This is a genomic window from Rhizobium sp. BK591, assembly GCF_014195045.1.
Taxonomy (GTDB): Bacteria; Pseudomonadota; Alphaproteobacteria; order Rhizobiales; family Rhizobiaceae; genus Rhizobium; species Rhizobium anhuiense.
In genome coordinates, this window is record NZ_JACIAZ010000001.1 from 892,656 (window position 1) to 912,680 (window position 20,025).

Genomic DNA, 20,025 nt, shown 5'->3' on the forward strand with positions numbered 1-20,025 from the left:
CTTATCCCGGGGCGTTCCGCTTCCTTGTCAGCCAGATGAGGCCTGTGACCAGGAGCAGGATCATTACGGCATGGGTGACGTAATCGAGCCTGGTTTGCGGGCCGACGCCGACGGCGATGGTGAAGGCGCCGACGAGAGTGCCGAGGAGGGCGAAGGACTGGGCCGAGATCGCAGCCGCGCGGCTCCACGGTCGGTCAAGGCTGAGCGCGGTCAGGCCGAGAAGGAGGACGGCTGATATCACTGCTTCGGCAATCATCGCCTGCCGGTGTTCATGGCCTTCGAGGACGAGCCCGGCGTGGGTGAGCGAGGCAACGGCATAAAGACAGGTTTCAACCAGGAAGAGGATCGCGATGGCTGGACGCATGGCATGGCTCCCTGGGGAATGTCGTCTGGGGCGGCTGCAGCGGCGATTGCCGGACTTCCTTTTATCATTGCATGGAGGGCAGACGGCGGACACCGCCGTCTGCGACTTTGTTTGCACTTATGCCTTCAGTGCCGCGGCATAATCTGCCGCGTAAGTCTTCAGCGAACGCGGCGCCTTGCCCGTCAGCGTCTCGACATCGCCGGTCACGGCGGCGGTCCAGCCCTGGCGAACCGGATAGAAGATCGAAGCGAGGAAGCTCGCATAGTCGGCCGGCACGCCAGCGCCGGTGAGAATGCCGACGAAGGCTTCGTCCGTGATGGCGTTGTAAGCAACGGGCTTGCCGATGACGTCGGAAAGGATGACGGCGGCCTCAGCGTAGGACAGGGCTTCCGGCCCAGTCAGGTTGAACGCCCTGTCGTCGAAGGCTGAGGAGGTGAGGGCGGCCACGGCGCTTGCCGCGATGTCGCGGGCGTCGATGAAGCTCGACTTGCCCTCGGCCGCCGGAAGCGCGATCTGGCCATGGTCGATGCCGGCCTTCCAGAAGGTATGAAAATTGTCGGCGAACCAGTTCGGACGCAGGATGACGTAGGGTGTTCCTGATTTCTCCAGGGCGATCTCGACTTGGCGATAGGGGATGGAGTCGTCGGCGTCGACGCCGAAAACGCTCTGGAACACGACCTTTACCTTGCGGCTGGCCGCCGCTTCGATGATGGGCAGCAGCAGACCCTTGGCATCGACATAGCCGGAAGGCAGAAGCACATGGGCGCGGTCGACGCCCTCGAAGGCCGGGCCATGGGTTTCCGGCTTGCCATGGTCGAAGACGACGCCCTCGGCGCCCGCCACGGGCTTGCCCGTGCGGGAAGCGGCCTTGACAGCCTCGCCCTTCGCCAGAAGCCCATCCACCACATGCTTGCCGACGGTACCCGTCGCGCCGAGAACGAGAATCTTGTTGCTCATGTCACTCTCCTTGGTATCTATTGGAAACTATCTTACTATTGGATAGATACAGGTAAATACGGATTGGAAAAGAGAGCACTTTTTTGTCACCTGGTTTCCTCCGGGAAACCGCTTCGGGAAGGGAAAAGCAGATGACGGCGATGCAACAGGCCTACAACGTCTATGAGGACCGCTGCCCGACGCGGCTGGTGCTGGACCGGCTGGCGGACAAATGGGCGCTGCTCATTCTCGACCGGCTGGAAGGCGGGCCGGTGCGTTTCAACCACATCCGCCGCGATATCAAGGGTATATCGCAGAAGGTTCTGGCCCAGACGCTGCGGAAGCTGGAGCGCAACGGGCTGATCTCTCGCACCATCTTTCCGACCGTGCCGGTGACCGTCGAATATGCGCTGACGCCGCTGGGGCGCACCCTGACGGATACCGTTTCCGCTCTTGCCCACTGGGCCGAGAAGAATATGGATGCCATTTTTGCGGCACAACGCGCCTATGACGAAACCCACCCCGTTTGATAGCCTGGCTGCCGCATAATTCAAAGGACGCTGTAGATGGAGTCCGCGATGGAAACGGTAAAGCTCGACCGTCGGTTTGGCCGCGAAGCGTTTGGGAATGATCCTGCCAATTATCACCGCGGGCGGCCGCCTTATCCGCAAGCGACATGGACGGCCTTGCGCGAGCGCGCCGGTCTCAAGGCCGGCATCGACATATTGGAGATCGGCGCCGGTTCAGGGTTGGCGACCAGGACGTTGCTCGGCCACCGGCCGCGCAGGCTCGTTGCCGTCGAGCCTGATGGCCGGCTTGCGGACTACCTTCGCGCCTCGATCGACGACGCGCGTCTTGATATCGTGACGGCTCCTTTCGAGACCGCGGATCTCGAGCCTGCCTCCTTCGATCTCGTCGCCGCTGCGACGGCCTTCCATTGGCTTGACCCGATCAATTCGCTGAAAAAGATCCATGATCTGCTCCGGCCGGGCGGAGCCATCGCCCTGTGGTGGAATGTCTTTGGCGATGCCGGCCGGATGCCTTCCACGACGAAACCCTTCATCTCTTCGCGAATAGCCCGTCCAGCCCGTCGAGCGGCGATGCCGAACGGCTGCCTCACGGGCTGGACGCCGAGGCCCGTGTCGGGGAACTGGCCGCCACTGGCTTCACTGCCGACGCACCGCAATTTCTCCCGTGGACGCTGACGCTCGATCCGCCAGCCGTTCGCAGGCTTTACGCGACTTTTTCCAACGTGACTGCACTGCCGTCGGTGGAGCGTGGCGCACTGCTCGATGCCCTGGAAGACATCGCCGCATCCAGGTTCGGCGGACACGTCGAACGCAATATGACGACGGCGATCTATACGGCGCGCCGGCATTCTTGACGGGTCGGCGAGAGGATCATTCGACCTGGATGTGAATATGGTCGTCGTGGCGGGCGGCGCGGCAGCCTTGAAAGCGGATATGGCTGTCGGTGAACCCAAGCGTGTTCTTGAGATGCGGCTCGATGAAGATCTTCTGCAGGCCGAAGCGCGCCACGCCTTCGCTGGTCAGCCAGGCGATCGCGGCCGATGTGCGCTGTTCCTCGATGCGATAGGCCGGAAACAGAGGCTGCAGCGCATTGAAGTCCCAACGGGTGGTGAGCCAGTCATGACGCCCTTCGCATGGCAGTTCGTCACCGGGATTCGGTTGCTCGAAGGCGAAATAGCCGATCGGCGAGCGGGTGACGCCATTCAGGAAGGCGCCGTCCGCATCCTTGTAATAATAGGCGAAGTCGAGTTTTTTCCCGTCGGAATGCGACAGATGCGGAAGCAGCGGAAAGCCATTCATGAAGGGAAAATTCGCATCTAGCGCGACGGTGACGGTGCCTGGGAATTGCTTGTCCATATGGACGGCAAGCGCCTTTGCCAGATCGCGCACGTCTGGGGTGACGTAGTTGCGGTTCAGCAGACAATAGATCGGAGAGCGGACCACGAGCCGGTCCGCGGCACTGGCGACACAGGAGAGGGGAACCCGTCCGAACATCGGTGCGGCAAGGTTCGCGGCGAATGTCGCGCCGGCATAACAAATCAGGAAAATCGCAAGCTTCGCCGGAAATCGCCGTATGTCGAAGATGCGCGATGCGGCGAGAGCGATAAGATAGGCGATGCCGCCGATCTCAGTCAGTAACGTCAGGATGAGGGCGATCAGGAGATGAAGGGCAAAACGGAACACTGAGAGGCCTTGCGGAATGTTGCATTTCCATAGGTGAGGCGATGGTGTTGCGCAAGGTGGCCGTCAGCCGGCGACCGGCCGGAAAATCTGCTCTTTGAGTGCGCAGAATTGACATGATCAATTACCTGACCTAAGTCAGATAATATGGCTTTCGATCCTGTCTCTCGTGTCCGTCGCTTCAACCGTGCCGTCACCTCGGAAGTCGGCGCTCTCGATACCTCTTTCCTCGGACGTGGCCGCCCTTTGGGCGCAGCTCGCGTTCTCAATGCGATCGGCAAGGGCCAATCGGACGTTGCGATGATCCGCGATTATCTCGGTCTCGACTCGGGTCTGATGAGCCGACTGCTGCGCAGTCTGGAAGAGGAGGGGCTCATCGAGACGGTCGCGAACTCGGAGGATGCGCGCCGCCGTATTGTCCGGCTGACCGAAAGCGGCCGTTCCGAGTTTCGGGCTTATGAAGCGCTTTCCAACACGCAGGCTCAATCTTTTCTGGCACGCCATCGCCGCCCGGAAGAGCTCCTGCGCGCCATGGATATCGTCGCTTCCTCGCTCAGGCGTGACCACATCATTCTCGAGGAGCAAGATCCTCGACACGAGGACGCCAGATATTGTCTGAGTGAATATTACGGCGAACTTGCACGCCGCTTCGAGAAGGGTTTCGATGTCTCGCTTTCTCGCGATCCCGACGCCAAGGATATGATCCGCCCGCACGGCGCGTTCCTAGTGGCCATCTCAGATGGCCTGCCGATCGGCTGTGTCGGATTGAAGGGCAGTGGCGGCGAAGTCGCGGAGATCAAAAGACTGTGGGTCGCCCCCTCCGCGCGTGGCCTCGGGCTGGCAAAACACCTGATGACGGCTGCCGAGACCATCGCCCGCGAGCTGTCCGTCAAGATCCTGCGTCTGGATACGAATAGTGCGCTGCCTGAGGCAACACAGCTTTATCGCGGAACCGGCTGGAACGAGATCGACCGTTTCAACGACGACCCGTACCCTGACACGTTCTTTGAAAAACGTCTTTAGCTAAGCAAATTCGATCGAGCTGTGCGCCTGCCTCGCGCTTCGAGACCCGTCGCAGCGTTGCTCCTTGCATCTCTCCGGGACGGGTTCGATGGATCGATAATCCTACCGGTGATCCAGCTGCTTCGACAGCTCGGTAAAAAGCCTGTTGCGGTCGCTGTTCATCTGGATGAGATCGACGGCGACGGTGATGGCGCGGTGTCCTTCGATGCTGTCGATGTCTAGTTTCCTCTCGCAGCACCATTGCCGAACAGCATCGGTGACAGTGATGATTTCATCATCGTTAAGGGAAATGAGTGACAGGAGCATTTCCGTGCCCTCCATGAAATGGCAAGAGCACGTATGATCTCTCAAGCGGTCTCGCCGATGTCCGATGGGCCGATGCCCTTTATTTTACGCTCATTCGGGAGCAATGCCACAGCTTTCTTAACACGGTTTGGTCTCGGACCTGGGAACGATTCAGGCAGGCGACCGTCAGAGCGGCGCCTGCCAGGATGGTTTCGGCTCGTTTATTTTGCCATCACGATATGGGTGGCGTGTTCGGTCGTCACATGCTCGACGACGCGGAAGCCCAGCGCCGGGAGGTCGATGCCGGTGAACATCGCTTCGCCCTTGCCGAGCACAACAGGCGAGATGGCGAAATGCAATTCGTCGATCAGGCCGGCCTGCAGATATTGGCGGACTGTGCTGACGCCGCCGCCGATTTTCACATCCTTGCCGCCAGCCGCGGCCTTCGCCTTGGCAAGCGCTTCCTCGATGCCGCCGGTGACGAAGTGAAACGTCGTCCCGCCTTCCATGACGATGGGTTCGCGGGGGTGATGTGTCAGGATAAAGGTCGGTGCGTGATAAGGCGGGTTCGGCCCCCACCAGCCTTTCCAGGCGTCATCCGGCCAATCGCCGCGGATGGGGCCGAACATGTTGCGCCCGAGAATGAAGGCGCCGAAATCGGCCATGCCGCGGGCGGCATAATTTTCATCGACGCCTTCAGAACCGCCGTCCTTTCCGATCATCGCGCGGAAGGTGCGGGTGCGGAAAAACCATTCAAACAGTTCCGTTCCCCGCTTGCCCAGCGGATCGCTCAGGCTCTGCTCCGGCCCGGCGCCGAAACCATCCACGGAAAGGGAAAACGCTGCGACACGCACTTTGGTCATGCTTTCCTCCATCTGATTGCTGTTTGAAACTGGTTGCTTTGTTGCATAAGTGATCCTATATTGCAACCAGTTTTTCGAAGGAGAGAATTGGTGGATATCGAACTGCGGTCGGGCTGCCCGATCAACCTGACGATGGAAGTGCTGGGCGATCGGTGGAGCCTCATCATCATCAGGGACATCATGTTTGGCAACCGCCGTCATTTCCGCGAGCTTCTGACCCATTCGGAGGAGGGGATCGCCTCCAACATACTGGCCGCCAGGTTGAAGCGTCTGCTCTCGCTAGGATTCATCAGCAAGCGGGACGATCCGAGCCACAGCCAGAAAGCAATCTACAGCCTGACGGAGCCGGCGATCCAGCTCGTGCCCGTCTTCGCGATGATCGGCGCCTGGGGACGCCGCCATCTGCCGGTGAGCGAGGAACTGAGCATCCGCGCGCAGCTTCTTGAAGAAGGCGGACCGCCGCTTTGGGACGCGTTCATGGAGGATCTCCGGCAGATCCATATCGTCGATCCGATCGGCGGCGCCAATGGCACCTGCACCTCACCGGTGCTGGCGAAGCTGACCGCGGCATTCCTCGAGGTCCGCGCGAGATCGTCGGCGCAGGCGTCCTGACGCCGGCTGGCCCGATCAGCCGCCGGCACCCTGATATTTGCCGGTGGCGTACCGCCAGTGAGCGATTGCCATCAAGACCCAGATCGGCCCGGCCACAAGCGACACCGGCTCGGCCCAGCCCCCGAGGATCGGGATGGGCTTGCCGAGCAGGGCGCCGACGGGAACGGAACTGGTGAGGGCCAGCGGGACTGCGGTTATGAGGATGAGCTGTATGCCGCCAGGAAAAATATTGAGCGGGTAGCGGGTCAACTCCCAAAAGCCGAAGAAGATCGAGAACAAATGGTTGGACCGCACCCAGATCAGCGCGGTGGCGCCGATCATGGTGATGAGCGCACCCGTCAGCAGCGTTGCGCTGACAAGCGCAGCAATGAAGAATGACGCGGACCAGACCGACCAAACGAAGTCGATCGACAGAACTGCCCAGGCCATCAGCGCCGCTGCGAGGATGATGTGACCGGCGTAGCCGATATTGAGGCCGGAAAAGACCAGATAGGCCCAAGGGCTGAAAGGTTTTACCAGCAGCGTGTCGTAAGTGCCGAGCCGCACCAGTTCTTCGAGCTCGCGCAACTGCACGAAGCTCATCGCAGCGCCGAGCGAATAGGCCAGCAGTTGGAAGCTGAACAACAGTGCAAGCTCCGGCCAGGTCCAGCCGCCGAGCGTGTCGAAGCGGGCAAGCAGGATTCCGATGGTGGCGAAGACGCTGCCATAGGAGAGTATCTGCGCAAGACGGTCGAGCCAGAAAGCGCCGCGATATTCCATCTTGGAGCGGACGTGCATCCGCACCAGCAGCGGCAGGACGCGCAGGTGATGCATCAGCATGATCAACCTCCCTGCACGGTGATACGGCTGGAGGCGCGGCGCCACAGCCAAAGGACGCCGGCGAGGAACAAGGCGGCCCAGCCGAGCCCCAGGCCGAGATGAAACCAGATCTCGGGCGTGGAAAGCCTGCCGAGATAGACGGCATTGGGGTAATAGACGATCCAGGCAAAGGGCAGGTGGCGGGCAATCATGGCCAGAGGTTCGGGGAAGAACCAGAAGGGCACCAGCACGCCTGAGAACAGTTGCAGCAGGGCGCCCAGGATCCAGTCCAGCGAGAAGCTGGTCATCAGCCAGAAAGCGACGAGGCCGAAAAGCGCTGATATCAGGAACAGCAGCGCAAAGGACAGCGCCCAGAAGGCGATGAACATCACGGCATGGAACGGGCTTACGGGCGGCAGCATGCCGTAAAACAAGGCGGTGAAGGCGACGGTCGGGATGACCTGCGTTGCCAGGCGGTAGAGAAAGCTGCCGCATTCGTTGGCGAAGAGGTAGAGAGGATAAGACAAGGGCTTGAGTAACCAGATCGCGACATCGCCTGTCTTGAGCGACCGGCCGATCTCGCCGATGATCCTTTCTGGGCGGGTTGCGCCCATCACGGCGCCGCCGAGCAGGGCATAGGTCACCATCTGCTGCAGGGAGACCCCCTCGACCACGATTGCGCCGACGCCGGCATAGGCCGCCTGCCAGATGGCGACACGCGCAAAGACCTGCACGAGTTTGCCGAAGATGTTGGCCCATACTTCGTTGCGGTAGGCGAGTTGCGAATGGAACGAACTGCGCGCAAAGGCGAAATAGGCGCTCATGATGCCCGGGCCTTGGCATTGCTACGCTGGTCGGCGTTGCGGCGCTGGTAGAAGGTGCGGATGACCTCTTCGATGTCGGGCTCATGCAGCGCCACGTCCTTGAGGCCGCGCCCGCTGCCGACCTCCGACAGGATTGCGACCAGCGAGATGTCTTCACGCTCGATGAGATAGTTCTTGCGCAGGCCCTCGTCGCTGACGAGGGCCGCGGTGCGCAACGGCAGCGGTCCAGGGTCGCTGGCAAATTCAAGCGTCAGCCGCCGGGCAGAGCCCAATGCCGCACGCAGGCTCCTCAACTCGCCGTCGAAGATGAGCCTGCTATGATCGACCATGATCAGCCGCGGGCAGATGGTTTCGATATCCTGAAGGTCATGGGTGGTGAGAATGATGGTGACGCCGCGCTCGCGGTTGATCTCGGCGAGGAAGCGCCGCACCGCATCCTTGGCGACCACATCAAGCCCGATTGTGGGTTCGTCGAGAAAGAGGATCTTGGGATCGTGCAGCAGCGACATGACGATCTCGGCGCGCATGCGCTGGCCGAGGCTGAGCTGGCGCACCGCGCGGTCGAGAAAGGGCGTGAGATCGAGCAATTCGCTGAATCGCCGGAGATTGTCCGCGTAGCGGGCGGCTGGGATATCATAGATGCGCTGGTGCAAGGTAAAACTGTCGACCAGCGGCAGATCCCACCACAGCTGGCTGCGCTGGCCAAAAACAACTCCGATCTCGCGCGCATTGTCCATCCGCTTGAGATGCGGCGTGCGTCCGAGCACCGAGAGCGTGCCGGCACTCGGCACCAGAATGCCGGTCATCATTTTGATCATCGTGGATTTGCCGGCACCATTGGGGCCGAGATAACCAACGGCCTCGCCTGCCGTGATGTCGAAACCAATGTCGGAAACGGCCAGAACTTCGGTATATTCGTTGGTCACCAACGTCTTCAGGGCGCCCAGCAGGCCCGGAAATCTCTTGTGCTGCCGGAAGCGTTTGCTGACGCCCCGTGCCTCGATCAAAGCCGTCATGTGTATTTCCTCGAGGGTAATTCCCGCCGATTCGGCAGCGGTACTCAGGCTAACGCGAGGCTTGGCTAGTTCAAGCAAAAGTCGCTTTTTTGGCGTTACTCAATCGATCCTAGCCTTTTGCGTTGACAGCCATGATCGATCGATTCCTGTTAGGGGCCATGAAGATTCTCGCCATATCCGGCAGCGCCCGGCGCAATTCCACCAATACATCAATGCTGCGGGCGGTGCGCGCCGTTGCGCCAGATGAGATCGAAATTGCGATCTTCGATGGCGTGGGAGGTTTGCCGGTATTTTCGCCCGATCTCGAGGGGGAATTTCTGCCGGTGGCGGTGCGGGATTTCATCGAGGCGATCGCTCAGAGCGACGGGGTGATCATTGCCAGCCCGGAATATGTGCGATCCATCCCCGGCGGGCTGAAGAATGCGATCGACTGGCTGGTATCGGGAGATGAGATCGTCCATAAGCCGATCGCGCTGCTGCACGCATCGCATCGCGGCGACGACATGCTGGCCGGTCTTCGCACGATCCTTGCGACCATCACCGACCGGTTCGCCGGCGATATTTTCCTCCGGCTTCCTCTGATGAAACTGGAGCCGGCCGATGTGCTCAGGACCGTCGAAACCGCGGAGAACCGTTCCAGGGTGCAAGCCTATCTTCAGGCGTTCTCGGCCTATTGCATGGCAGGCAGCGAGACCGCCTGAGGTTCGCTCGCTCGCACGCTCATCGCACCTCCATCAGGAGACCGCTCTCGAAGGCTGCCTTTTCGTGAAGCGTGTGCAGTATCACGAGGGGCGCTGCGAGCAGCGCGGCGAGGAGGAAGGCGGAAAGGAAGTGTCTCGTCAGGAGACGTAGGATAGGTCGGATCATCTTGATCTCCAGCTGCCGCGAATATTCTTTGTGCTGGACTTCAACAATTGCAGCAGCATGACCGGCTGCCTTGCAAGCTCCGCAATGCTGCCGCAACCCTTGTGGCGGAGAGAGGGGTGAGCGAGACAATGGACGAGCGATGCGGATACTGTTGATAGAAGACGAGAGGGAGCTGGCCGAGGCGCTGTCGGCGGCGCTCGGCAAACACGGGATCGTCACCGACCACACGATGCATCTGGCCGACGCGGTCGAGCTGACGCGGCAGAACCTCTACGATGCGATCCTGCTCGACCGGCGCCTGCCGGATGGCGAAGGGTTGCGCTTCATTCCGGAGTTGAGGCGGACGGGGAAGGAGACGCCGATCATCGTGCTGACGGCGCTGAACGAGCCGAAGGAACGGGTGGAAGGCCTCGATCTCGGTGCCGACGACTACCTCGGCAAGCCGTTTCTGGTCGAGGAGCTGATGGCGCGGCTGCGCGCCGTGCTGCGCCGGCCGCCGAACCTGTCCGATCTCAAGATCGCGGCTGGGCGCATGGTGATCGATCCGCTGCATCTGAGCGTCACGGTCGGCGATACGCCGCTCGATCTGCCCCGGCGAGAACTTCTGGTGCTGGCCGCACTCGCAAGGCGTAAGGAGAAGACCGTGCTCCGCTCGACGCTGGAGGCGGCGGTCTACAATTATGAAGAGGAAATTCAGTCGAACGCCCTCGATGCCCACATATCGCGGCTTCGCAAACGGCTTTCCGACGCAGGAGCCGAGGTTTCGATCCACAATATCCGCGGTGTCGGATATCTGATGAAGGAAGAATGATGGGAGGGGCGGGAAACACCAATCCGTCGCTCTGGTGGCGGCTCAGCTGGCAGCTCAGCCTCGTCTTCGTCGGCGTAGTGACGGCTGTGGTTATCGGGCTCTGCTTCTACGGCGCGACGATCCTTTCTCCGAACGTTGCGCTGGAGGACCATATCACCGCCGCGTTGGCCCCGGCCGTTGCGCTCGATGCCGAAGGGCGGCTTGAAATAAGAGATACACCGGAGTTGGACGCGCTCAAGCAGCAGTATGACGGGCTTTGGTATGTTGCGGCGACGACGAACGGTTCTTTCGTGTCCTACGGAACCATCCCTGCAGCCTACGGTGAGCTTGCGCACCTGACCTATCTGTTCGAAGGGGCTGATATCAGGGGGTCGGCCGGCACGGACGAGATCGCCTCGGTCGAAAGCGTGGGGACCGCGATCGGCGAGCTACGGGTGCTGTTTGGCGGCGTCGCCGACAAGGGCTGGCCCGTTCTTACCCTTATGGGCGCTGTTTATCCGATCTACGTGCCGCTATTCGCCGTCGCCTTGCCCGCGGTTTTTCTCGCCGTTCCCAGAATCGTCAGGCGCGGCCTGGCCAGTGTCAGCGAGGTTGCCCGCAAGGCGTCGGAGATCGAGCCTCGCCGCTACGATGCTCGCCTGCCTCTGGACGGCATTCCGAGGGAAGTCGCTCCGCTGGTGATCGCCTTCAACGAGGCGCTCGACCGACTGGAAAACGAGTTCCGCAAACGGCAACACTTCCTGATCGATGCGGCGCATGAACTGAGGACGCCGATCGCGATCATGCAGACCCGGATCGATGGAACGGCCGAGGGGCAGGACCGCAGGCGGTTGCTCGACGACGTCGCGCGTTTGGCCGAGACGGCGGAACAATTACTCGATTTCGAGCGCAACGACCAGGCGACCGATCTCCATGAGATCGTCGATCTGGTCGAAATCGGCCGCAGCGTCGTGGCCGATCTTGCGCCGCTGGCGATCGGCGCCGGCTATCAGATTTCGTTTCAGAGCGAGGTCGAGAGCCTGAAATGCAAAGGGAGCCCTTCGGCGCTGCCGCGGGCCGTCAGCAACCTCGTGCGCAACGCCATCGACCATGGCGGCGGGAGCGGCATGATCACCGTTTCGGTCTCGGCTGCCGGCCGTGGACGGATCAGCGTCGCCGACGAGGGGCCTGGCATCCCGGCCGAGCACCGCGAGCTGGTGTTCGAACCTTTCTACCGCGTCACCCCGAAGAGCAGGGGGGCAGGGCTCGGCCTCAGCCTCGTCAAGCAGATCTGTTTGAACCATGGCGGCGAGGTCAGCATCGAAAGCAGTTCCGCCGGCACCGAGGTGACGATCCAGCTCGGATAGACCGGCTCTTCCGGCAGCCCATGCTGCCGGAGACGATGTAATGTTGCGGCAATTCTTGGACGCCACTTTCGCCTGAGTTCATCGGCGACGGAGGCCAGACAGCGTGCGCAGCAATCCATTCCTATTTTTCTTCCCGCAGGCCTCGAGAGGCTTGTCCCTCGCTCTGCCGCTGGCGCTCGCCATGGCCGCGACCGGGTGCAGCTCGGTGCCACTGAAAGAGGCAGGCACGCTCTCCTCCTACGGCAATCTCGGCGCGCCGAAGGGGAAGCTGTCGAAATCGCGCGTCTATGTCGATGGGACGCGCCTTGCCCCGGCAAAGACGGTGAGCATCGTGCCGACGACCTTCGCCTTCAGCGCTGCGACCCGCGTCAAATCGGACGCCGACCGGACGATGGTGGCGAATGCGCTGGACCGGGCGCTCTGCATTTCGCTCAGCGACAAATATCAACTGGTCTCTGCCGGCCAGCCGGCGGATCTGACGGTCCGCTCCGTCGTCACCGACATCGTGCCGACCAACAAGGCGATGGCGGGTGTTTCGACGGTCGTGACCGTCGGCACCGGTTTCGTGCTGCCCGTCGGCGTGCCGCGGCTGCCGGCGGGCCTCGGCGGACTGGCGGTCGAGGCGGAAGCTGTCGACAGCGGTGGCGTGCAGCGGGCCGCGATCGTTTGGTCGCGCGGGGCAAACTCGCTGCAGAACAACCCTCGCGTTTCTGAGGTCGGCGACGCCTATAGCCTGGCTTCGAAATTCAGCGGCGAGTTTTCCCGGATGCTGATCAAAGGCAAGGAGCCGAAGGGATTGGATATCTCGCTGCCATCGGGGCAACGGATGAAATCCTGGCTCGGCGGCAAACCGAAATACGCCGCCTGCGACGCCTTCGGCCGGCCGCCCGGATTGATGGGGGCGGTCGCCGCCAAATACGGCGCCCCGCCGCAATGGACCGAGAAGAAGCCGAAACCGGCCGCGACCTACTGAGACAATGCGCGGCGGCGCCGACAGCCGCCGCGACCAGCACTCAGCCCGCCCCAGGCTGATGGGACGGACGGAGCATAGGCGGGCAAGGCTTGTGCTCCGTCCGTCTGGAAATCAGTTGCGCATGTCATGTCAGCTGGCGGTTCCGGGCTTCAGCCAGAAATACAGTTTGATCTGATCGGCCCTGTCGGAGGAATGGGGGCCGCGCGTGAACAATTCGCCGCCATTGCGCTCGATCACGCGCCGCGAGGCGTCATTGTCCTCGTTGCAGAGGATGGTGAGGCGGTCGAGGCCTTCCTTTGCTGCGACCGGCCAGCAGAAGGGTGAGGGCGGTCGTCGCGTGGCCGTTGCGCTGTTTCCACGGCACGACGGAATATCCGACATGGCCCGATACGTCGGGTGGCAGTTCCTCGGTGCCGGCTTGAAAGCGCAGGCTGATGCTGCCGCAGAATTCGCCATCCCAGATCCAGAACAGGCGGGTGATCAGCGGCCGCGGCGGCGAGCGCCGCTTCGAAACCCGACAGGTTTTCCAGATCCGGCGGTAGCAGGACGACGGCGTGCTTTGCTGTATCTCCAGATGGCATTTCGCACCTAAAGCGCGTCGCGATCTTTCAGATTCGCTCCTGACGCTTTAGCCTTTTAATCCGACGCATGTCGTTGTCGCAAAACCGCTGCACACTTTTGCGCGACATGCTTTAGGTTCCTATCGCCTAACCAATCAAGCTTGGCCGCGCAGGCAAGCACGACCGACCGGCAATTGGAAGCCGTACAACGGGATTTCGGCCATCAAAAAAGCCCCGCATCTTCATGCGAGGCTTGTACTGATGGATAGACCGGACTAGCGGCACTGGCGGCGCGGGCCGTAATTCGGCTGGTAGGTATTGTCATAGGCGCGGTAGGACCGGTAGCGGCTATAGCAATACTCGGCATGCGAACTATAGCCGCTCGTGCGCGGCTGCGAAGCGATGATGCCGCCGAGGAGGGCGCCGGCTGCCAGGCCGCCGATGATGGCGCCGCTGTTGTCGTGGCGGCGATACCGCCGATCATAGCGGCGATCCCAGCGATCATCGCGGCGATTCCAGCCATAACGGTCATCACGGTCGTAGCGGCGGTCGCGGTAGCTGCGCCGGTCCCGGTCGCCATCGTTATCGCGGTCACGGTTGCGGTAGGATCTGCGGTTATCGCCGTCGCCCGAGCAGACGATGGAGTATGGGTTGCAGGCGACGGTCATGATCCGGGCATCGGTATTTTGAGGCGCCGGCTGCGCCGATTGCACCAAGCTCGGCACAAAAGCCGGGCCTGCCGAGGCCGGCATTCCGGAGAAAGCCGTCGCTATCGACAGAGCAATGATGCCGAATTTGTTCATTTCACTCACCTTGGGTTAATGGATGTATCGAGGGGATAACGCAGGGGAAGGGATTAAGTTTCATTTTGGCGTGAGGAGGGATTAGGTATGTGCGTATCTGCTAACCTATGGCGCGCCTTTCACACATATAGAGTTGTGGGTGATAGGGAGCAAGGCGATTTGTGGCCGGGCGTGAGGTGAGAGTGGAGAGGGCCGCGAGGGATTCGGTTTTGGAGGACCGTTGCGCTGGACATTGCCATTAGACTGCGACGATTATCAGAACAGCCTAACGATGTCTCTGGCAAGCCGCGCAACGGGCTTTCGGCCATCAATAAAGCCCCGCATCTTCATTGCGAGGCTTGTTCTGATAGATGGACCGGACTAGCGGCACTGGCGGCGCGGGCCGTAATTCGGCTGGTAGGTGTTGTCATAGGCGCGGTAGGACCGGTAGCGGCTATAGCAATAGTCGGCATGCGAACTATAGCCACTCGTGCGCGGCTGCGAAGCGATGATGCCGCCGAGGAGGGCGCCGGCTGCCAGGCCGCCGATGATGGCGCCGGTATTGTCATATCGATTGTCATATCGGCGATACCGGCGATCGTAGCGGCGATCCCAGCCATAGCGGTCGTCGCGGTAGTAGCGCCCGTCGCGATAGTGGTGGCGGTTGCGATACCACTTGCGACCATTGTTGAACTGACCCGGGCAGTTCGTGAAGTTGTTACAGCCGATGGTCATGACGCGGGCGTCAGTGTTTTGAGGCGCCGACTGCGCCGACTGCACCGGGCTCGGCACGAAAACCGGACCTGCCGAGGCCGGCGTTCCGGAGAAGGCCGTCGCTATCGACAGGGCAATGATGGCGAATCTGTTCATTTCACTCACCTTGGGTCAACGGATGTATCGAAGGGATAACGTAGGGGAAGGGATTAAGTTTCATTTGGGGATGGACGGGAGGACATGTGTGCGTCGGCGCTAACGCAGCAGGGCTGTTCGGCCACATCGCGACGATCGAATGCCAGGAGAGTTCCGTGGGGTTTACTGGAGGGCTTCCCGTCACATGCCCTAGCGGATGCCGGACATAAGCAAGACGCAAAACGTCATAAAGACGGTAAATAGGTTTGTGTAAGGGACCCACGGAAATATGCGCTTTGGCTCGTGGTATTTTGGAATTCGCGATTTGGGCGGTGGCGGACCATAGGGCCCTTCGCCTTTCGCCGAGAAGTATAATTTACCAACGCCCATATGGATGAGAAGCGCGAGCGCTGGGGCGCCGACCAGTATAAAGAGCCATTTGGCGATCGGAGCCACTTCGAAAGGCTGAGTCAAAACGGCGATAGCTGCGGTTGAGAGCGCCCCGACCAGTATGCCAAATATTGTGAGCACACGAACTCGAAAATCCTCACCCACCGCGGACACCCTTCTATTCAACAAAATTACCTGAGCGTCATGGTGACGCTTCCCAAAGAGTGACACACTAGCCGCCGCGTCATTTCTCGAAGCTTCATCCCAAGCTGAGCAAAAACCGCGACTGCGTCCGCAGATCAAAACCAAGTCCGGGACGATCCAGGAAAACGCATCTTTCACCCCGCAGAGGGAAGGGGAGGTCGCGACTAGCTTGACGTCTGGCGCTGTCAGGCTCCCCTTCCGCCGGCCAGCAATCGAAGCTGGCTTTCGTCATGCACCCCCTGGCGATAGAGTTCGATGATGAGCGCGCCAAGACGGTCGGCTGCCTCGCCTGATCTGTCGATATTGAGCCCGCTACAGAGGGCTTCGTGGACACGCCTGCACACATCCAGATCTTCGGAGGCGAGCGGTTCGTCACGCGTGCTGAACAGCTTGTCTGACATCGCAATCTGCCCTTTTTGGATGCCGTGAATCGCTATCGAGTAAAAAAAAGATAATTTCGCGATCTTTGCTCCGCAAGATGGGCGAAGGTCCGAAATTCAAAACAATTCGGGGCGCACGCCGTAAGACGCAGGCGAGGGCGTCAGGGCATGGAGACGGACCGATCGGCGCGTCGGCTCAAGATGGTGCGAGCGCGAGATCTACTCGGTTGCGGGTGCCTTGCCGCTTTGCTGCGACAGGCGCAGCTCTTTCAGCCGCTTGGTTTTCTCCCGGCGAGCCCGCTGCTCCGCCTCGATGGTTTCCTTGGCGGCTCGCTCGGTGTTTTCGAAACGATCCTGCCGGTAAGCCTTTGATGAGGGTTCACGTTCTCTTTTCATGGCCGCTAAACGCAAATCGGCGAAAACGGTTTCATGGGAAAATGCGTAACTGGCCGTCAATCGATCGGCGTGGCCCGGCGTGAAAGCCATCATGGCAGCCGGGCGCCCTCATGGGCGCCCGGCACCATCAGGGATCAGCCTTTGATGAAGGCCAGGATGTCGGGATTGATGATGTCGGCATGGGTGGTGCACATGCCGTGCGGGAATTTCTCGTAGACCTTCAACGTGGCATTCTGCAGCAGCTTGGCCGAGAGCAGGGCGGAGTCGGCGATCGGCACGATCTGGTCGTCGTCGCCGTGCATGACGAAGGTCGGCACGGTGATGATCTTCAGGTCTTCGGTGAAGTCGGTTTCCGAAAAGGCCTTGATGCCGTCGTAATGCGCCTTGGCGCCGCCGATCATGCCCTGGCGCCACCAATTGTTGATGACCGGCTCCGACACTTTCGCACCCGGCCGGTTGAAGCTGTAGAACGGGCCGGCCGGCAGGTCGTGATAGAATTGCGAACGATTGGCGGCGAGCTGCCTGCGCAGATCGTCGAAGACCTCGATCGGCAAGCCGCCGGGATTGGCATCCGTTTTCACCATGATGGGCGGCACGGCGCCGATGATGACGAGCTTGGCGACGCGGCCCTGAGGCTGGCCATGGCGGGCGACATAATGGGTCGCTTCGCCGCCGCCGGTAGAGTGGCCGATATGGACGGCATTCCTGAGATCGAGATGTTCGACGACGGCTGCGGCATCGGCGGCGTAGTGATCCATGTCGTGACCGTCGCCGACCTGGGTGGAGCGGCCGTGGCCTCGACGGTCATGGGCAACGACGCGATAGCCCTTCTCAAGGAAGAACAGCATCTGGGCATCCCAATCGTCGGAGCACAGCGGCCAGCCATGATGGAACATGATCGGCTGGGCGGTCTTCGGCCCCCAATCCTTGTAGAAGATCTCGACGCCGTCCTTGGTGGTGACTGTGCTCATCTTTGGCTCCGTTGGTTGGGTTGGATTTGATGAATGCGGGCAGAAATTTGCGCCGTTGCCGGCGGAATTGACAAGGCCATAGGCAAGACTACCCGGGACCAGGTTGGAATATGTTGATCTCGTCATCAAGCTGTTCTTTGTATTCAATTGACATAACAGAATTTTATATTGGAGGAGGCTTCTTCGCGCCGCGGCCTGCGCGTCCCAGGATGAGGACCTTGGAGGATGCCGTAGCCCCCGACGATGAGGGCACACCGGTCGCCCGACGATAAGGGCACACCGGTCGCACGACGGCACGTCCCCCGACGCCCGCATGGCTGCCCCGCGGGCTGGGGCTCACTTGAACGCGGATCGAGGCCCAACCATCTAATCCTCATACAACAGCACAATGGCGAACCGTCGCAACCGCGACCGCATCGCCGGCGGCGGGACGATCGTTACCGCCGCTTGAGGATCACATCATGGGTTATATGGACAAGAACATAGCGCCTCAGAATGACGGGGCGCTGATCGATGCCTATTCGCAATCGATCGCAGCAGCAGTCGACATCGTCGGGCCAGCCGTCAGCCGGATCGAGAGGGTGGGTGGCCGGCAGGGGCACGGGTCGGGCTTCGCCGTCTCGCCCGACGGCCTGATCATCACCAACAGTCATGTCGTTGACGATGCCAAGGTCGTTCGCATCACCACGCCCGATGGCTTCGTCACCGAGGGCCGGGTGCTCGGCCGCGATGTCGATACGGATATCGCCCTCATTCGTGCCAATACGAGTACCGGCGCCTGGGCGAAGCTCGGAGATTCCCAGCGCCTGCGCCGGGGCCACATCGCCATCGCGATCGGAAACCCGCTCGGCTTCGAATGGACGGTTACTGCCGGTATCGTCTCGGCGCTCGGGCGGTCGATGCGGGCAGCCAGCGGCCGGCTGATGGAAGACGTCATCCAGACCGATGCGGCCCTCAATCCCGGCAACTCCGGCGGGCCGCTGGTGTCTTCGGGCGGGGAGGTCATCGGCGTCAATACCGCGGTGATCCAGGGCGCGCAGAGCATCGCCTTTGCCGTGGCATCGAATACGGCCAATTTCGTCGTTTCGGAGATTCTCCGCTACGGCCAGGTCAGGCGTGCCTTCATCGGCATTTCAGGTGACACGATCGTACTGCCGCGCCGGGTGGCGCTTGCGGCGGGCACGGTGCAGACGACCTCGGTTCGCATCCGCCGCGTCGAGCCGGAGGGCCCGGCGGCAAAAGGCGGACTGCAGGAGGGCGATTATATCCTCGCCATCGACGGCAGTCCGGTCGGCGGCGTCGACGATATCGTCCGGTTGATGGACGGCAGCAGGATCGGCAGGGAAACTTACATCCTGGTGTTTTCGGTGGCGGGACGGATCGAAAAGAAGATGCTGCTGCCGATGGCCCGATCGTGACACCACTGCGTCAGGCGCTGACCGCCTCCTGATCCGTTCCCGAAAAATCCACCGCCGCAAAGGCGGCCGCCAGCACCTCCGGCCCGGCGCCGCTTTTGGCCGCGTCGGTGGACAGGATCTGGCGGTAGCGCCTTGCGCCGGGCAGGCCGGTAAAGAGGCCGACCATGTGGCGGGCCACGTGCTGCAGCCGGCCGCCGCTGGCGATGTGGCGTTCGGCATAGGCCATCATCCGGCCGCAAAGCGCCTCCCAGTCCGGCTCGACCGCCGGCGCACCGAAGAAGCGCTGGTCGATATCGGCAAGGATCGCGGCATTCTGATAGGCGGCGCGGCCGAGCATGACGCCGTCGACATATTCGAGGTGGGCGACGGCTTCATCAAGCGTGCGGATGCCGCCATTGATGCCGATGAAGACATCGGGCCAGCGCTGTTTCATCCGGTAGACGATCTCATAATCGAGCGGCGGGATCTCGCGATTTTCCTTCGGGCTCAGGCCCTTCAGCCATGCCTTGCGGGCATGGATCCAGATCGCGTCGGCGCCGGCATCAAGGACGCGGGTGATCAACTCCGGCAGCGCCTGTTCCGGCTCCTGCTCGTCGACGCCGATCCGGCATTTCACCGTCACCGGCACGGTCGCAACCCTCTTCATCGCCGCGATGCATTCGGCCACCGTTTCCGGCGTCAGCATCAGGCAGGCGCCGAAGGTGCCGGACTGCACGCGGTCGGAGGGGCAGCCGACATTGAGGTTGATCTCGTCATAGCCATAGGGTTCGGCGATCTTCACCGCGTCGGCAAGCTTGACCGGGTCCGATCCGCCAAGCTGCAGCGCCAGCGGATGCTCGGCGGCGTCATGACCGAGCAGCCGGTCGCGCGGGCCGTGGATGATCGCATCGGCCACCACCATCTCGGTATAGAGCAGCGCTTCGCGACTGATCTGGCGGTGGAAATAACGGCAATGCCGATCCGTCCAGTCGATCATCGGGGCGACCGCAAAAATGGGCCTCTTCTGCGTCATCGACGTTCCATTGTTCGTTGTTCTCTGGGTGCCGCAATGCGGCATCGCACCGCCGCAGGGGCGGGATCATCCATAAGCGCGCATATAACACTTGCCGATGCGATCGACAAACGGCGGCCGCGCTGCAAACAAAAA

General features: G+C 61.5%; 23 protein-coding genes and 2 pseudogenes. 9 read left to right on the forward strand and 16 right to left on the reverse strand.

The window, feature by feature from the left end; all coding sequences use genetic code 11:
* Position 1: 1 nt before the first annotated feature.
* Positions 2–364, reverse strand: coding sequence for a hypothetical protein (locus tag FHX10_RS04280; RefSeq protein ID WP_028757500.1), 363 nt, complete (start codon positions 362–364; stop codon positions 2–4).
* A 117-nt stretch (positions 365–481) separates the two neighbouring features.
* A complete protein-coding gene (locus FHX10_RS04285; protein WP_028757499.1) occupies positions 482–1,321 on the reverse strand; it encodes an SDR family oxidoreductase in 840 nt (279 codons plus the stop codon).
* 131 nt (positions 1,322–1,452) lie between these two features.
* Here FHX10_RS04285 and FHX10_RS04290 point away from each other — a divergent pair, with 131 nt between their 5' ends.
* Both FHX10_RS04290 and FHX10_RS04295 read left to right on the forward strand, forming a co-directional pair.
* On the forward strand, positions 1,453–1,830 hold the full coding sequence (locus FHX10_RS04290) for a winged helix-turn-helix transcriptional regulator (RefSeq protein WP_028758907.1): 378 nt from the start codon (positions 1,453–1,455) through the stop codon (positions 1,828–1,830).
* A 36-nt stretch (positions 1,831–1,866) separates the two neighbouring features.
* A pseudogene (locus FHX10_RS04295) lies at positions 1,867–2,684 on the forward strand (class I SAM-dependent methyltransferase).
* Positions 2,685–2,700: 16 nt separating this feature from the next.
* Here the strand turns inward: FHX10_RS04295 and FHX10_RS04300 are convergent.
* On the reverse strand, positions 2,701–3,513 hold the full coding sequence (locus FHX10_RS04300; protein WP_029868411.1) for a hypothetical protein: 813 nt from the start codon (positions 3,511–3,513) through the stop codon (positions 2,701–2,703).
* Between the two features lie 144 nt (positions 3,514–3,657).
* On the opposite strand from FHX10_RS04300, the gene FHX10_RS04305 reads away from it, so the two are divergent.
* Positions 3,658–4,533 (forward strand): helix-turn-helix domain-containing GNAT family N-acetyltransferase, encoded by an 876-nt coding sequence (locus FHX10_RS04305; protein ID WP_029868412.1) that lies wholly within the window; start codon positions 3,658–3,660, stop codon positions 4,531–4,533.
* A 102-nt stretch (positions 4,534–4,635) separates the two neighbouring features.
* On the opposite strand, the gene FHX10_RS04310 is transcribed toward FHX10_RS04305, so the two are convergent.
* Positions 4,636–4,839 (reverse strand): hypothetical protein, encoded by a 204-nt coding sequence (locus tag FHX10_RS04310; protein WP_029868413.1) that lies wholly within the window; start codon positions 4,837–4,839, stop codon positions 4,636–4,638.
* A 200-nt stretch (positions 4,840–5,039) separates the two neighbouring features.
* Positions 5,040–5,681, reverse strand: coding sequence for a dihydrofolate reductase family protein (locus FHX10_RS04315; RefSeq protein ID WP_029868414.1), 642 nt, complete (start codon positions 5,679–5,681; stop codon positions 5,040–5,042).
* A 90-nt stretch (positions 5,682–5,771) separates the two neighbouring features.
* Between FHX10_RS04315 and FHX10_RS04320 the strand changes: the two genes are divergently transcribed.
* The gene (locus tag FHX10_RS04320) at positions 5,772–6,293 is read left to right on the forward strand and encodes a winged helix-turn-helix transcriptional regulator (RefSeq protein ID WP_028827836.1); all 522 of its coding nucleotides are present in this window, start codon (positions 5,772–5,774) and stop codon (positions 6,291–6,293) included.
* A gap of 15 nt (positions 6,294–6,308) precedes the next feature.
* On the opposite strand, the gene FHX10_RS04325 is transcribed toward FHX10_RS04320, so the two are convergent.
* From FHX10_RS04325 to FHX10_RS04335, 3 genes are read right to left on the reverse strand one after another with little or no spacing between them, the layout of a single operon-like run.
* Positions 6,309–7,112 (reverse strand): ABC transporter permease, encoded by an 804-nt coding sequence (locus FHX10_RS04325; protein ID WP_029868232.1) that lies wholly within the window; start codon positions 7,110–7,112, stop codon positions 6,309–6,311.
* A 2-nt stretch (positions 7,113–7,114) separates the two neighbouring features.
* A complete protein-coding gene (locus FHX10_RS04330; RefSeq protein WP_029868233.1) occupies positions 7,115–7,915 on the reverse strand; it encodes an ABC transporter permease in 801 nt (266 codons plus the stop codon).
* A complete protein-coding gene (locus tag FHX10_RS04335) occupies positions 7,912–8,931 on the reverse strand; it encodes an ATP-binding cassette domain-containing protein (RefSeq protein ID WP_028756070.1) in 1,020 nt (339 codons plus the stop codon). Before FHX10_RS04335 ends, FHX10_RS04330 begins: the two co-directional genes overlap by 4 nt.
* Before the next feature lie 158 nt (positions 8,932–9,089).
* Between FHX10_RS04335 and FHX10_RS04340 the strand changes: the two genes are divergently transcribed.
* The gene (locus tag FHX10_RS04340) at positions 9,090–9,632 is read left to right on the forward strand and encodes an NADPH-dependent FMN reductase (protein ID WP_029733203.1); all 543 of its coding nucleotides are present in this window, start codon (positions 9,090–9,092) and stop codon (positions 9,630–9,632) included.
* 19 nt (positions 9,633–9,651) lie between these two features.
* On the opposite strand, the gene FHX10_RS04345 is transcribed toward FHX10_RS04340, so the two are convergent.
* Positions 9,652–9,798, reverse strand: a complete 147-nt coding sequence (locus FHX10_RS04345) for a hypothetical protein (protein WP_164735916.1) — start codon at positions 9,796–9,798, stop codon at positions 9,652–9,654.
* 139 nt (positions 9,799–9,937) lie between these two features.
* Here FHX10_RS04345 and FHX10_RS04350 point away from each other — a divergent pair, with 139 nt between their 5' ends.
* The 3 genes from FHX10_RS04350 to FHX10_RS04360 all read left to right on the forward strand — a co-directional run bounded on the left by FHX10_RS04350 (position 9,938) and on the right by FHX10_RS04360 (position 12,928).
* Positions 9,938–10,609: a response regulator transcription factor gene (locus FHX10_RS04350; protein ID WP_028756072.1), complete on the forward strand. Its 672-nt coding sequence runs from the start codon at positions 9,938–9,940 to the stop codon at positions 10,607–10,609.
* Positions 10,606–11,955: a sensor histidine kinase gene (locus FHX10_RS04355; protein ID WP_409527290.1), complete on the forward strand. Its 1,350-nt coding sequence runs from the start codon at positions 10,606–10,608 to the stop codon at positions 11,953–11,955. Before FHX10_RS04350 ends, FHX10_RS04355 begins: the two co-directional genes overlap by 4 nt.
* Positions 11,956–12,058: 103 nt before the next feature.
* Positions 12,059–12,928, forward strand: a complete 870-nt coding sequence (locus FHX10_RS04360; RefSeq protein ID WP_029733168.1) for a DUF3313 domain-containing protein — start codon at positions 12,059–12,061, stop codon at positions 12,926–12,928.
* Between the two features lie 129 nt (positions 12,929–13,057).
* On the opposite strand, the pseudogene FHX10_RS04365 reads toward FHX10_RS04360, so the two are convergent.
* The 6 genes and pseudogenes from FHX10_RS04365 to FHX10_RS04390 all read right to left on the reverse strand — a co-directional run bounded on the left by FHX10_RS04365 (position 13,058) and on the right by FHX10_RS04390 (position 17,460).
* A pseudogene (locus FHX10_RS04365) lies at positions 13,058–13,509 on the reverse strand (GNAT family N-acetyltransferase).
* Between the two features lie 254 nt (positions 13,510–13,763).
* Complete coding sequence (locus FHX10_RS04370; RefSeq protein WP_028756080.1) at positions 13,764–14,291, reverse strand: BA14K family protein; 528 nt, start codon at positions 14,289–14,291, stop codon at positions 13,764–13,766.
* Between the two features lie 360 nt (positions 14,292–14,651).
* A complete protein-coding gene (locus tag FHX10_RS04375; protein WP_029733167.1) occupies positions 14,652–15,140 on the reverse strand; it encodes a BA14K family protein in 489 nt (162 codons plus the stop codon).
* A 758-nt stretch (positions 15,141–15,898) separates the two neighbouring features.
* Positions 15,899–16,114 carry a hypothetical protein gene (locus tag FHX10_RS04380; RefSeq protein ID WP_029733165.1) on the reverse strand — a complete coding sequence of 72 codons (216 nt, stop codon included), beginning with the start codon at positions 16,112–16,114 and terminating at the stop codon, positions 15,899–15,901.
* Positions 16,115–16,312: 198 nt separating this feature from the next.
* Complete coding sequence (locus tag FHX10_RS04385; protein ID WP_088930345.1) at positions 16,313–16,582, reverse strand: hypothetical protein; 270 nt, start codon at positions 16,580–16,582, stop codon at positions 16,313–16,315.
* A gap of 41 nt (positions 16,583–16,623) precedes the next feature.
* On the reverse strand, positions 16,624–17,460 hold the full coding sequence (locus FHX10_RS04390; RefSeq protein WP_029733163.1) for an alpha/beta fold hydrolase: 837 nt from the start codon (positions 17,458–17,460) through the stop codon (positions 16,624–16,626).
* A gap of 461 nt (positions 17,461–17,921) precedes the next feature.
* Here FHX10_RS04390 and FHX10_RS04395 point away from each other — a divergent pair, with 461 nt between their 5' ends.
* Positions 17,922–18,878, forward strand: coding sequence for a S1C family serine protease (locus FHX10_RS04395; protein ID WP_029733162.1), 957 nt, complete (start codon positions 17,922–17,924; stop codon positions 18,876–18,878).
* Positions 18,879–18,888: 10 nt separating this feature from the next.
* On the opposite strand, the gene dusA is transcribed toward FHX10_RS04395, so the two are convergent.
* Entirely contained in the window at positions 18,889–19,890 is a 1,002-nt protein-coding gene (dusA, locus tag FHX10_RS04400; RefSeq protein WP_029868447.1) for a tRNA dihydrouridine(20/20a) synthase DusA, read from the reverse strand.
* Positions 19,891–20,025 lie beyond the last annotated feature (135 nt).